12 protein-coding genes are annotated in these 13,030 nt (G+C 55.0%); 8 read left to right on the top strand and 4 right to left on the bottom strand.

The window, feature by feature from the left end:
* The 3 genes from J2X14_RS15715 to J2X14_RS15705 form a co-directional block, all read right to left on the bottom strand.
* Complete coding sequence (locus tag J2X14_RS15715) at positions 1 to 708, bottom strand: fimbrial biogenesis chaperone (protein WP_352412108.1); 708 nt, start codon at positions 706 to 708, stop codon at positions 1 to 3.
* 18 nt (positions 709 to 726) lie between these two features.
* Positions 727 to 1,179, bottom strand: a complete 453-nt coding sequence (locus J2X14_RS15710; protein WP_352412188.1) for a Csu type fimbrial protein — start codon at positions 1,177 to 1,179, stop codon at positions 727 to 729.
* 100 nt (positions 1,180 to 1,279) lie between these two features.
* Positions 1,280 to 1,849 carry a Csu type fimbrial protein gene (locus J2X14_RS15705; RefSeq protein WP_352412107.1) on the bottom strand — a complete coding sequence of 190 codons (570 nt, stop codon included), beginning with the start codon at positions 1,847 to 1,849 and terminating at the stop codon, positions 1,280 to 1,282.
* Positions 1,850 to 2,570: 721 nt separating this feature from the next.
* On the opposite strand from J2X14_RS15705, the gene J2X14_RS15700 reads away from it, so the two are divergent.
* The 3 genes from J2X14_RS15700 to J2X14_RS15690 all read left to right on the top strand — a co-directional run bounded on the left by J2X14_RS15700 (position 2,571) and on the right by J2X14_RS15690 (position 6,928).
* The gene (locus tag J2X14_RS15700) at positions 2,571 to 4,655 is read left to right on the top strand and encodes a putative bifunctional diguanylate cyclase/phosphodiesterase (protein WP_352412106.1); all 2,085 of its coding nucleotides are present in this window, start codon (positions 2,571 to 2,573) and stop codon (positions 4,653 to 4,655) included.
* A 100-nt stretch (positions 4,656 to 4,755) separates the two neighbouring features.
* Entirely contained in the window at positions 4,756 to 6,165 is a 1,410-nt protein-coding gene (locus J2X14_RS15695; RefSeq protein WP_352412105.1) for an aminotransferase-like domain-containing protein, read from the top strand.
* A 157-nt stretch (positions 6,166 to 6,322) separates the two neighbouring features.
* The gene (locus J2X14_RS15690) at positions 6,323 to 6,928 is read left to right on the top strand and encodes a hypothetical protein (protein WP_352412104.1); all 606 of its coding nucleotides are present in this window, start codon (positions 6,323 to 6,325) and stop codon (positions 6,926 to 6,928) included.
* A 109-nt stretch (positions 6,929 to 7,037) separates the two neighbouring features.
* Here J2X14_RS15690 and J2X14_RS15685 read toward each other — a convergent pair whose 3' ends face one another.
* Positions 7,038 to 7,658: a response regulator gene (locus tag J2X14_RS15685; RefSeq protein ID WP_352412103.1), complete on the bottom strand. Its 621-nt coding sequence runs from the start codon at positions 7,656 to 7,658 to the stop codon at positions 7,038 to 7,040.
* An 851-nt stretch (positions 7,659 to 8,509) separates the two neighbouring features.
* On the opposite strand from J2X14_RS15685, the gene mdcA reads away from it, so the two are divergent.
* Genes mdcA through mdcE form a run of 5 tightly spaced genes read left to right on the top strand, consistent with a single transcriptional unit; the run spans position 8,510 to position 12,955 of the window.
* Positions 8,510 to 10,165: a malonate decarboxylase subunit alpha gene (mdcA, locus tag J2X14_RS15680; protein ID WP_352412102.1), complete on the top strand. Its 1,656-nt coding sequence runs from the start codon at positions 8,510 to 8,512 to the stop codon at positions 10,163 to 10,165.
* A complete protein-coding gene (locus J2X14_RS15675) occupies positions 10,165 to 11,025 on the top strand; it encodes a triphosphoribosyl-dephospho-CoA synthase (protein WP_352412101.1) in 861 nt (286 codons plus the stop codon). Before mdcA ends, J2X14_RS15675 begins: the two co-directional genes overlap by 1 nt.
* A 7-nt stretch (positions 11,026 to 11,032) precedes the next feature.
* Positions 11,033 to 11,332: a malonate decarboxylase acyl carrier protein gene (gene mdcC, locus J2X14_RS15670; RefSeq protein WP_352412100.1), complete on the top strand. Its 300-nt coding sequence runs from the start codon at positions 11,033 to 11,035 to the stop codon at positions 11,330 to 11,332.
* Positions 11,325 to 12,158 (top strand): biotin-independent malonate decarboxylase subunit beta, encoded by an 834-nt coding sequence (locus J2X14_RS15665; protein ID WP_352412099.1) that lies wholly within the window; start codon positions 11,325 to 11,327, stop codon positions 12,156 to 12,158. The genes mdcC and J2X14_RS15665 overlap by 8 nt, the downstream gene beginning before the upstream one ends.
* A complete protein-coding gene (gene mdcE / locus J2X14_RS15660) occupies positions 12,155 to 12,955 on the top strand; it encodes a biotin-independent malonate decarboxylase subunit gamma (protein ID WP_352412098.1) in 801 nt (266 codons plus the stop codon). The genes J2X14_RS15665 and mdcE overlap by 4 nt, the downstream gene beginning before the upstream one ends.
* Positions 12,956 to 13,030: the final 75 nt, after the last annotated feature.

Below are 13,030 nucleotides of genomic sequence, written 5' to 3'. Positions count from 1 at the left end.
TTAACGGGCGCTGCTGGCGCTGCGCCAGGCTTTGTTATTCACCTCGGCAGAGAGCTGGGCGCCGGAAGAGGCAGCAAAAGAGAGCGGCCAGCGATGGCGGCTATTGGCCAGCACATAACCGAATAACCCGTCGCCCAGCGTGCGGCCGTTTAAGGAAGCGTTGCTGAGCCGGGCATGAACCGCGCCGCGGTTATTGACCTCCAGCCAGCGCTGGCCGCCTTCCATCACCGTGCGCCAGCTAAGCTGCGGCAACGCGCTATCCGGCGACAGACCGCTGCCATACACAAACAGCGGCACCGAATAGCGCATCTGGAAACGCAGCCCGGCCTGATTTTCGCCCGGCTGCTGCGGCGTAGGGATCTCATCCAGTACCACGCGATAGGCGGTTTCCTGACCCGCCGCTGCGGGCGTCATTTTAATCAGACGCACCAGCTGTTTTTGTCCCGGCTCGATTCTGACCACCGGCGGGCTGGCCAACACCTGCTGCTGCGTTTGATACTGTTCCCGGCCTTCCACCTGCTGCCATGCGAAGATGCGCACCTGCATCAGCGTCGTGGCCTGACCGCGATTCTCCAGCCACAGCTCGCTGGCTTTATCTTCGCTGATGATTTTGGGATCGATAGGCCAGATCATGACCGAGTTGGCCGCATTAGCCAGCGAGGGAAGTAGCGTAAAGATCGCTACCATCAGGGCGCGAAGAAGCGTCATACCTGGATCCTTATTTCATCACCAGCTCAGCGTCACCGTTAGCGTATCGCTGTAACTACCGGCGCGTTGAACGCCGCTGAGCTGTAAAAGGCCGTAAATCGGCAAAATAATGTTATTGGCATTGCTGTAGCTCAGCGCCACGTTCTGATTAACCGGAATTTCGCTGGCGGCGCTGTAGTTGGCGTTGCTATAGAGGCGATAGGCTACCGTATTGCTGAAGTTCGCCAGCTTCAGATTGCGCGTAGTGGTGTAGTTGCTGCCGCCGTTGATGCTCATCGATAACGACGTGCCAGGCGTACAGGCGATATTGATATTGCTGCTTTGCACATAGTTGGCTCTGACGCTGGCGGTGCCGACACCGGATTGCGTTCCGAAATTAAGCGCGCCGAAAACGCTGGTATTGCTACCAGAAATGGTGCAGCCCGAGGTAATCGCCGCGCTCACCTGAAAGGTTTGCGTCGGCAATGCCATCGCGTTCTCACTCCATAACAGCGCCAACAGCGCGGGCGAACCGTAACGGCCCGCCGCGCACAGCCTCCTCCAAAACACGTTGCTTTCCCTGGCCGTGGCCTCAGTAGTTCACAGCAACGCTGATGGTATCGGTATAGGTGCCAGCCGGAATGGTAGCGTTAAAGCCACCGCCGACGATGCGGCCAAAAATCTGGTAGTTTTCACCCAGGTTAGGATCGGCAGTACCGCTGGCAGGCAGGTTAGTGCTGTTGGCTATGGCGTTGGCAAAGCCCGCATCGCTGTAGAGGGTGTAGGTGACGCCCTGGGTATTATCGGAACCCAACAGCAGATAACGCGGCTGGCCGGTAACCTCACCATAAACGGTGGCCGGTGCGGCATTGCTGCTGGTGACCTGCACGTTATAGGTTTGACCGGTTGTGCAGCGCACATAAATACCGGTGCCCGCCGTCCCCACCAGCGTCGCGTTTAAGGTATCAAACGTGGCGGCGCTGCTACCGAAGTCCAACGTACCAAAGTTAACGCCGGTGGTGCCGGGCTGGCCGTTAACCAGGCAGCCGGTGGTCAGCGTTAATGTCGCATTAATGGTGCCGGTGGTGGTGGCAGCAAAAGAGGATGTAGCGATAAGCGGAAGCGTGCAACCGGCTACAGCCAATAATGACTTCAGTTTCATAAACTTTCCTTACTGATAGCGATGGCGTAATGACGTTATCACCTGGTGTTCAGTAAAGAGCTTTACCCAAAAGCAGTAAAAACAAGGAAAAAACAAACAAAAAGTGGCTTAACATCCAGAAACTGCGCTGGATTTGATTTTATACCCTTTATATTAGCTGCTTTTACTATATAACAAGCCTCAGCAAAGCGGTAATCAGAAAGTTAAAATTTTACTGCGATAGATTGGCCTGTTTCCTGCAGGCCACGCCACAGGCCCCTTCATGCTTCTGCCAGACTCTCTTTCTACGATCTCTTTCTTTAACATCTATCCGAAAAGGTTTATCGATGTTATTTTCTTTTCATGATTGAGAAAAATCTGCTTTTATACAACGTGCTGGCGTCGTTAACCCTATAAAACAGATTGTTATATAGCCGCTTTTTTTACAGGGAAATCCCTGGAAAGGGCCTGACCGTATAAAATAAAAGTGATAATTACTCAGCGGAAACAAAAATAAGGCTTATGGGTTTCGTGCTTAATGGCGACACGCATCCGTGTTGCCGTAAGGGCTGCTCAGGCTGAGAACAGTTTTATTGTTCCAGGCAATCTCTTTTATTTATCAAGATGGCGATAAGTATTAGGCCGGGAAGGCCGATAGTTTATTTATTGAAAACCGTGTAACGCTTGCTGTTGCTTATTTCATTTCCGCGCCTGCTGCAGGCGTTAACTGGCGGGTAGGTCTATGTTAGTAACTTCTTACGATACGGTGATGGTTATCGTTTCGATAATCGTGGCTTTTCTGGCCTCATATACTGCGCTGGATATGGCGGGGCGCGTGGTGAACAGCACCGGCAAAGCGGCGGTGGTTTGGCTGCTTGGCGGTGGATTTGCCATGGGCATTGGCATCTGGGCGATGCACTTTATCGGCATGCTGGCGATGAATATGCCGATGATGATGAGCTATAACGGCCCGCTCACGCTGCTGTCGATGGTGATTGCGATTGCCGCTTCGGTATTTGCCCTGTGGATTGTTTGCTACGGCGAGCTGCGCTGGCCGCGTTTAAGCTATGGCGCGCTGGTATTAGGCAGCGGGGTGGTGGCAATGCACTACACCGGTATGGCCGCGCTGATGTTTGAGCCAGGGATTGTCTGGGACTGGCGCTGGGTCGCGCTGTCGGTGCTTATCGCTTTGCTGGCCTCCGGCACTGCGCTCTGGCTGGCGTTCCGGCTGCGCAGCGGCGGCGGACGTCTGGCGCTGCTGCGTGCCGGGGCGGCGGTGGTGATGGGATTTGCGATTGCCGGGATGCACTATACCGGCATGGTGGCCGCCAACTTCCCCGCGCATGGTCATATGATGCACCACGGCGTCGACAGCGACTGGCTGGCGATCCTGGTGGCGGTGGTTTCGCTCTCTATTTTGGGTATTACGCTGTTGGTTTCGATGCTGGATGCGCGACTGCAGGCACGCACCTCAATGCTCGCCTCTTCGCTGGCGGAAGCCAACCGCGAGCTGGCGCAGCTGGCATTGCAGGATAACCTGACGCGCTTGCCGAACCGGATTTTGCTGGAAGATCGGCTTGATCAGGCCATCAATAAAGCCACGCGGGAAAATACCCGTTTCGCCCTGATGTTTATGGATCTTGACGGCTTTAAAGCGGTCAACGACGCCTTCGGTCACCATATCGGCGACAGTTTGCTGGTGGCGGTAACCGAACGTATGACCAGCAATATCAGCGGGCACTACACGCTGGCGCGCCTGGGTGGCGATGAGTTTGTGCTGCTGATAGAAATCGATGACCCGAACGAGGCCGCAGTGACCGCCGATGCGCTGGTTAAGCTGATAGCGAAACCCTTTGCTATTTCCCGTTATGAACTGAACGTATCGCTCAGCATTGGCATCGCGGTTTATCCAGGAGATGGCGTTGATGAACGTGAACTGATGTTTAACGCCGATGCCGCCATGTATCACACCAAAAACAACGGACGCAACGGCTATTACTTCTTCCAGCCCTCCATGAATACCATCGCGCAAACCCAGCTACAGCTGATTAACGATTTATGGCTGGCGCTGGATAACGATGAGCTGCGTCTGTTCTATCAGCCAAAATATACCGCGCCAAGCGGGCCGATTGTCGGGTTTGAAGCGCTGCTGCGCTGGCAGCATCCGCGCCGGGGCATGCTGTCGCCGGATACTTTCCTGCCGCTGGCGGAAAAGAGCGGTTTGATTATCAGCGTCGGTAATTGGGTCATTAACGAAGCCTGTCGCCAGCTGCATCAATGGCATGAGCAAGGCCATAAAAACTGGTCGGTGGCGGTTAACCTGTCGGCGCTGCAGTTTGAACAGAACAGCCTGGTGGATACGGTGGTCACGGCGCTGGAAAAACATCAGATACCGCCGCATCTGCTGACGCTGGAAGTGACGGAAACCACCGCCATGCTCAATCCTGATGAGAGCGTGCGTATTCTGACGGCGCTAACCGACCTCGGCGTAAATGCCTCTATTGATGACTTCGGCACCGGCTACTCCAGCCTGCTTTACCTGAAGCGTCTGCCCGCCAGCGAGCTGAAAATCGATCGCGCGTTTGTCAACGAACTGAGTGAAAACAGTGGCGATGCGACTATCGTTTCGGCGATCGTGGCGCTGGCGCAGTCGCTTAACCTCAAGGTGGTAGCGGAAGGGGTGGAGACGCCGGAGCAGCAGGCTTTTTTAACCAACCTTGGCTGTAACAGCCTGCAGGGATATCTGTTGGGGAAACCGATTCCGCCCGAACGCATCCATGAATTGAAAGAATATATCGAAACCAAAGATTCAACGCCTGTGGCCTGATACCGCCCGGAGCCGAAGAGAAAGGCGTGCTGGCGTAGCCGCCACGCGCCGGAAAAACTATAATAGTTGCCCTTTACGCTTCCGGGACCTGTAACAGTTTATGGCTAAGTACCTCCAGCTGGTGGAGCAAATTCAGGCGCAAATTGATGCCGAGGTGTGGCAGCCGGGCGAAAAGCTTCCTTCGCTGCGCGATCAGGTGAACCTGAGCGGCATGAGCCTGATGACGGTAATGCACGCTTATCAGGTGCTGGAAAGTCAGGGCGTCATCGTTTCACGACCGCAGTCCGGCTATTATGTCGCGCCGCGTGCGGAGTTCCTCAGTCAGCCGGTCAATCATCAAAAGGTGCAGCTGGCGGAAGCGGTTGATATAAATTCTTTTATTTTTGATGTACTACAGGCCTGCCGCGATCCGCTGATCATCCCGTTCGGCTGCGCTTTTCCCGATCCAGAGCTTTTTCCGCAGCGGCAGCTGATGCGCGCGCTGAATAACGTTTCTCATAGCATGACGCCGGGCGACGCCATCAATAATCTGCCGCCGGGCAATGAAGTGCTGCGTAAAACGCTGGCGCGTCGCTATGCTCAGCAGGGCATTACCGTTTCGCCGGATGAGATTGTGATCACTAACGGCGCAATGGAGGCGCTTAACCTGAGTTTGCAGGCGGTCACCGAGCCGGGCGACTGGGTGGTGGTGGAAAATCCAACCTTCTACGGCGCGTTACAGATCATTGAACGCTTAAAACTGAAAGCGGTGGCGATTGCGACCGATCCCCAACACGGCATGGATTTAAACGAGCTGGAGCAGGCGTTAACGTGCTGGCCAATTAAAGCCTGCTGGCTGATGACCAACCAGCAGAGTCCGGTGGGTTTTACCCTGAGCCGTGAGAAGAAAAAGGCGCTGGTTACGCTGCTGGCGGCACATCAGGTCGCGCTCATTGAGGATGACGTTTACAGCGAACTGGGGTTCGGCGCCGATAAACCTTTACCGGCAAAGGCGTTTGATCGCCACGGCAGCGTGCTGCATTGCTCATCTTTTTCCAAGAGTTTAGTGGCGGGTTTTCGTGTGGGCTGGGTAGCGGCGGGCAAACAGGCGCAGCGCATTCAGCGGTTACAGCTAATGAGTACGCTTGCCACCAGCACGCCAATGCAGCTGGCGCTGGCGAACTATCTCGGCACCCAAAGCTATGACAGCCATTTGCGCAAGCTGCGTCGCGTACTGGAACAGCGTAAAAATCTTGCCCGTCAGTCGCTAAAGCGTCATCTGCCTTACGGGGCGAAAATCAATGATTCGCGCGGCGGCTATTTTCTGTGGATTGAACTACCGGGAAAGGTGGATGCGACACAGCTCTACTATCGCGCGCTGGAGCATAATATCAGTATTGCGCCGGGCAGCATGTTTTCATCGGGGCAGCAATACGCCAACTATTTCCGCTTTAATACTTCATGGCCGTGGGACAGCGCGCAGGAAGCGGCAGTCGCGATCCTGGGCGGACTCATTGCTGCCATGATGTAAACGCAGAGATAAAAGCGGCAAAGGAGCTACGTCAGCCGGTAATTTGAGTTAAGTATTGAAAATAAAAGATTTTTGTGAGGCCGCAACCATTATTGCTATTGCAAAGTTACCGGCTTTTGCCACAATCAATTAACATTGCAATTACAGGAGGCGTAGTATGGTTCCCTCATCATGCAGTCTTATGGCTATGATGTCTTTTGCCGCAGGCACTCTGTTTGCAGGGACGTCTAATAACCCGCAGCATCTTACGCTGGCTATGCCTTCAAACGGTATTCCGAACAACCCTCTGCCGTTGATCATCTATCCGCGCATTGTGCCAGATGAGGTCGAGGATATTGCGGCCTGGTTTGAACAACGCTTTGCGGAAAACCACTGGCCGCCACGCTGGCGCTCAGCCATTTTTCCTTATACGCACTATCACTCCAACAGCCATGAGCTACTGGGCGTTGGCGCAGGCTGGGCAGAAGTGCTGTTTGGCGGCGAAAGCGGACGTATGGTTACGTTGCGCATGGGCGATGCGGTGCTTATCCCGGCGGGCGTAGGGCATCAGCAGGTGGCCGCCAGCGAGGATTTCTTCACCGTTGGCGCTTATCCAGCAGGCATGGAGCCTGACACGCTGCGCGATGACAAAAATATTCTGGAACGCTCCCAGAGTGCGATTAAACGCGTACCGTTACCGCCGTTTGATCCGTTAACCGGCGGCGAAGGCGCGGTAACGGATTTTTGGCATCCTGTGGCGCAGCAATTGGCGCACCATAGTTAAACCACGAGCGGGGCGGCATAACCGGCTGCCCGCTCTCGTCACATTTACAGACATTATCCCGCATACGCTATTGTCGGAATTAAAGCGATCCCTGCCCGTTATTAACCGGCTAAACCAGGTAGTTTCTTTTTGCGACTTCATTAATATCCACCACGCTTTTAATACCCAACTTGCGCAATATTTTAATTTTATAGGTACTGATGGTTTTATTGCTAAGCGAAAGCTGTAAGGCTATTTCTTTATTGGAGTATCCGGCGGCCAGCTTTCTGAGTACCAGCAGCTCGCGGCGAGAAAGCGACATTAATTTTTCGCTTTCAGGATGCAGGGTTTTGACTTCTATATTATGCGAGCACGGATAGAACTTAATGCCTTTATCGATGCTGCGAATCGCCTGTAGCAGCTGCGTCATATCGTGACTTTTACACAGGTAACCATCAACGCCAAGCTGTAAACAGCGCTGCATATGGAACTCGCTTTCAGAGGCGGTTAACACGATAATTTTCTGCTGCGCGTTAATTCGCTTTAGACTTTCAATGACTTGCATGCCGTCCCGGCCGGGGATGTTAAGATCCATAATCACCAGGTCGGGGCGATGTAAACCCACATCGGCAATCACCGAAACGCCATCCTGCGCAACGCCTGCAATCGTGTAGTTATTCGCGCGTAAATAAGCCTTAATACCTGAGCAGATAAAAGGGTGGTCATCAACAATAAACACGGTGTTAATCATAATTAATCCTGAGTGATATTATAAAATCCGTAAATAATAATAGTAATTAGCTTTTTGTTTAGCGTAGTCAGCGAAGCATTATAGCTTTCAATATAATCTATCAATGTGAGAATTGTCTCTAATTAAGCCAGAACGCAACGGTTAATTCATTGCCATTGATCTTATTGCGGTAAAAATAGAAAATATTTATATTGTCATAAAAGCGTTTTTTTACAGGATGGCTAAATCGCCTGAGAAATCAAAAAAGGAAAAACAGGAAAGAGTCATTTCTTATTAGATATTGATTGAAGGCAAAATTAAGGAAAATAAGAAATTAATTAACGCTTGCCTGTAAAAGGTATTATTAATGATGGGTCATTAAATCAATGCGCAGGAAGCCAGGCAATATTCTGTCCGCTGTTTTTCCTTAGGCCGCCCAGGCGATTGTGAGCGCGTAACAGAAGATAAGCGCCTCAATATTTCTGAATTAAGCGTCAGGAGACCAGGCGTTACCTGTACTTAAGTATAGGTGGGTTTGCTGTATAATCATTTATATATCGCTTTTGTGAAGCGTAACCGTTTAGCGTAACGATGCTGTCCAATTTACCAAACAAACAAGCGGAACAGATTGCCTGCTGCAGAAAAAACGCTAACCTGATAAATTTATATTTATCAATGGTATATGTAATTTATCCCAACTTTTAATAAGGTTAAATGCGCGCTAACCTGATTAAGCTACACCACACACGCCAAAATACCATTACCCTCAGGCTAATGATTCGACGCCCACATTAATTGAAGCTTTCGCCTAACAGGCAGAAACTTTCCCCTGTCGATTTTACTTAAATCACTATCAAGCCAGGAGGTTAGCCATGTTGCCTGAAGCATCGGCAGGCCGCGTCTGGGATACGCGTCGCACTGAAAAACAACGACGCATCGCATCACTCTCTATCCCAGGTAAAGTTCTGCCCACCCATGATTTACCCAGCGTTCTGGAAAAACTTATTGTCCCCGGCGACCGTGTCGTGCTGGAAGGGAATAACCAGAAACAGGCCGATTTCTTATCACGTATGCTGGCGGAAGTTGATCCGCAAAAAGTACACGATCTGCATATGTTGATGCCGAGCGTCAGCCGCAGCGAACATCTGGATATTTTTGAAAAGGGCATCGCCCGCAAGCTTGATTTCGCGTTCTCCGGTACGCAGAGCCTGCGTATTTCGCAGCTGCTGGAGGATGGACAGCTGGAAATCGGCGCCATCCATACTTATATCGAACTCTACGCCCGCCTGTATGTTGATCTGGTGCCGAACGTCGCGCTGGTCGCTGGCTTCAAAGCTGACCGTCAGGGCAACCTCTATACCGGACCGAGTACCGAAGATACGCCAGCGCTGGTCGAGGCCGCCGCTTTCCGCAACGGTATCGTTATCGCTCAGGTTAATGAACTGGTGGATGACGTTAGCGATCTGCCGCGCGTCGATATTCCCGGTTCGTGGATCGATTATGTGGTGGTCGCCGATCAACCCTTCTTTATTGAGCCGCTGTTCACTCGCGATCCGCGCCTGATTAAACAGGAACATATCCTGATGGCGATGATGGCGATTAAAGGCATCTACGCCGAACATCAGGTGCAGTCGCTGAACCACGGTATCGGCTTTAACACCGCCGCCATTGAGCTGCTGCTGCCAACCTATGGCGAACAGCTGGGGCTGAAAGGCAAAATTTGTAAACACTGGACGCTGAATCCGCATCCAACCTTGATCCCGGCGATTGAAAGCGGCTGGGTGGAAAGCATTCACAGCTTCGGTAGCGAACTGGGGATGGAAAATTACATCGCCGCACGCCCTGACATCTTCTTTACCGGCGCGGACGGTTCAATGCGCTCTAACCGCGCGCTTTGTCAGCTGGCCGGTCAGTACGCGGTCGATATGTTTATCGGCTCGACGTTACAGATTGATGGCTACGCCAACTCTTCAACCGTTACCCGTGGTCGTCTCTCCGGCTTCGGCGGCGCGCCAAACATGGGTCACGATCCGCACGGCCGTCGTCATGCCACACCGGCCTGGCTATCAACCATCACCCAGCCCGATCCCATGGTGCGCGGCCGTAAGCTGGTGGTGCAGATGGTAGAAACCTTCCAGGCGGGCGGTAAACCGACCTTCGTCGAAAAACTGGATGCCGTTGATGTGGCGAAAGCCTCGTCGATGCCGCTGGCGCCGGTGATGATTTATGGCGATGACGTGACCCACGTTCTGACCGAAGAGGGCATCGCCTATCTCTATCGCGCCGAGTCGATGGAAGAACGTCGGGCGATGGTCGCGGCAGTCGCCGGGATCACCGATATCGGTCTGGGTGTTGATGCCCAGCGCGTGGCAAAACTGCGTCAGCAAGGCAAAGTCGCCTGGCCGGAAGATTTAGGCATTCGCCGCAGTGAAGCCAGCCGTTCTCTGCTGGCCGCAGGCAGCGTGGCGGATCTGGTGGAATGGTCCGGCGGCCTCTACAACCCACCGGCTAAATTCCGGAGCTGGTAATGGCAATTCAACCGCAACTCTCACCGCAGCGTGCCGAAACGTTGGCCTTACGGCTGGCAGAGCAGGCAACCGCCGCGCTGATCGCCGAAGCGCGTCTGACGCCGAAGCCGGGCCTGGTGGACGGACGCGGCAGCGGGGCGCATCAGGATTTAAACCTGGCGCTGATGGAGCGATCCGCACATGCGTTGCAGCCGACCTTTTACGCACTGGCATTACATAGCTGGCTGCGACCCGCGGATGTGGCGCTACGTCAGCAGGTCGGCGAGCTGGGGCGTAGTGGCGAAGCGCAGATGATGGCCGCCACGCAGGGCGTCAACACGCACCGTGGCGCGATCTGGGCGCTGGGGCTGCTGGTCAGCGGCGCAGCCATGCTGGACGGCAAAGCGAGCGCCGCTGCGGTGTGCCAGGCTGCCGCCGCGCTGGCGCGTCTGCCGGACGATCGCGCGCCGCGCAGCTTCAGTAAAGGGTTGCGGGCCACGCAGCGTTACCGGGTTCCCGGCGCACGCGAAGAGGCGCAGCAGGCTTTCCCGCATATCGGTCAACTGGCGCTGCCGCAGCTGTGGCGCAGCCGGGCGGGCGGCGCCACAGAAGCGCAAGCGCGCCTTGACGCCTTGATGGCGATCATGACCTCGCTGAGCGATACCTGTGTGCTGTCGCGTGCCGGCCTGGCCGGATTACAGGCGATGCAGCAGGGCGCACAGCAGGTGCTGGACGCTGGCGGCTGTGCAACCGCCGCCGGACGCCAGGCGCTGGCCCGTCTTGATGCCGGAATGCTGGCACTGAACGCTTCGCCGGGCGGAGCGGCCGATCTGCTGGCGGCCACGCTGTTTCTCGATGGTATTTGCTTACCTACAGATTGAGGATGTTATGGAACAAATCACACTTTCTTACCCCGCCACTCGCACCCTGTATGGGCAGGCGCTGGCTGGCGTTGTGGGCTCCGGTGATATGGAAGCCCTGTTTGTCGCCGATCAAGGCGAAAGGCTGGAAGTCAGCATCACGACATCGATCGTGAATTTTGAAGCGCGCTGGCGGGCGCTGTTTGACCGCCTCAGCACGCTGACCGAACTGCCGGCCGGCAAACTGACGATTCATGACTTTGGCGCGACGCCGGGCGTGGCGCGTATTCGTATCGAACAGGTATTTGAGGAGGCGGCTAATGCGTAACGACAGCAGTTTTATTGAGCTGCGGGCGCGTGAACGTGCGCGCCTGCTGCTGGATGAAGGGTCTTATCGCGAACTGCTCGATCCCTTTGACGGCATTATGTCGCCGTGGCTGCCGCTACAGGGCATCGTTCCACAGGCCGATGACGGCATGGTGGTGGCGAAAGGCACGCTGGACGGCAAACCCACGGTGGTGATCGCCATCGAAGGCACCTTCCAGGGCGGCAGCATGGGCGAAGTGTCCGGCGCAAAAATGGCGGCGGCGTTAGAGCTGGCGGCAGAAGATCATCGTCGTGGCGTGCCGACGCAGGCGGTGCTTTGTCTGGAAACCGGCGGCGTGCGTTTGCAAGAAGCGAACCTCGGCCTGGCGGCGATCGCCGATATTCACGCAGCGATTGTTGATCTGCGTCGCTATACCCCGGTGGTGGGCGTAATTACCGGCACCGTGGGCTGCTTTGGCGGCATGTCAATTGCCGCCGGCCTGTGCAGCTCGCTGATCGTGACCCGTGAAGCGCGCCTGGGGCTGAACGGCCCGCAGGTTATCGAACAGGAAGCGGGCGTTGATGAATATGACTCGCGCGACCGTCCTTTTATCTGGCGCATGACCGGCGGCGAAGCGCGCTATCGCAGCGGGCTGGCTGACGTGCTGGTGAATGATGGACAAAACGCCGTTAAAGAGGCGGTAACCGAGGCGCTGGCGCACGGCGTTCCGGCACGGCATCGCACCGATAACTATCAGGATATGCTGGCGCGGCTGAACAAGGTGGATACCACCCAGCAGCCGGAAACCGAACAGATTCAACAATTTTTTGCGGGGGATGCGCTATGAAAACCAACAGTCGTGGCGAGATTTGGCTGTCGCTGCTGAGTCAGAATGCGCCGCGTTTAGGCGGCCTCTGTCCGTCGATTCAGGTGGCAGATGCTGAGCTGAACGGTGAAAACGTACGTTATATCGCCGTAGTACCCGATGAAAATAACCATTTCCCGCGTGCGGCGGGCGGTGAAGTCGGTCTGCTTGAGGGCTGGACGCTGGCAAAAGTGGTGCAGGAAACCATCGCCGCCGATGAACCGGCGGAGCATAAACGTCCGATCGTGGCGGTGATTGATGTGCCAAGCCAGGCCTATGGCCGTCGTGAAGAAGCCTTTGGCATCCATCAGGCGCTGGCCGCTTCAGCCGCCGCCTGGGCAGAGGCGCGGCTGGCGGGTCATCCGGTTATCGGGTTGATTGTCGGCAAAGCGATGTCCGGCGCATTTCTGGCGCATGGTTATCAGGCAAACCGGCTGATCGCTTTTAACGATCCCGGCGTGATGATCCATGCAATGGGTCAGGCATCGGCGGCGCGTATCACGCTGCGTAGCGTCGAAGCGCTGATCGAGCTGGCCTCTACCGTGCCGCCGATGGCGTACGACGTCAAAAACTTCCAGACGCTGGGCATTCTTGATGAGCTGCTGGACATTGCCAAACCGGATGCGCCGGGCGAGCAGGAAAAACAGCAGGTCACCGCGTCGCTGATTCGCGCCATTAAAGATGCGCGTGAAGGCGACCGCACGCTGCAACACCGTCTGCGCGGCGACAACCGCCGTAGCTCTGCGCTGGTGCGCGAACGTATGCGCGCGCTCTGGTAATTATGTTAAGACAAACCTGCCAGGTGGATAGTGATGGGCACGTGCTGCCCATCTTATAAGAAAAGCCTGTAAAAA

Origin of the sequence: Mixta sp. BE291 (assembly GCF_031457955.1) — a bacterium.
GTDB lineage: Bacteria > Pseudomonadota > Gammaproteobacteria > Enterobacterales > Enterobacteriaceae > Mixta.
Note: the sequence above shows the minus strand (reverse complement) of the source record. Positions and strands in the feature narration are given on the sequence as shown.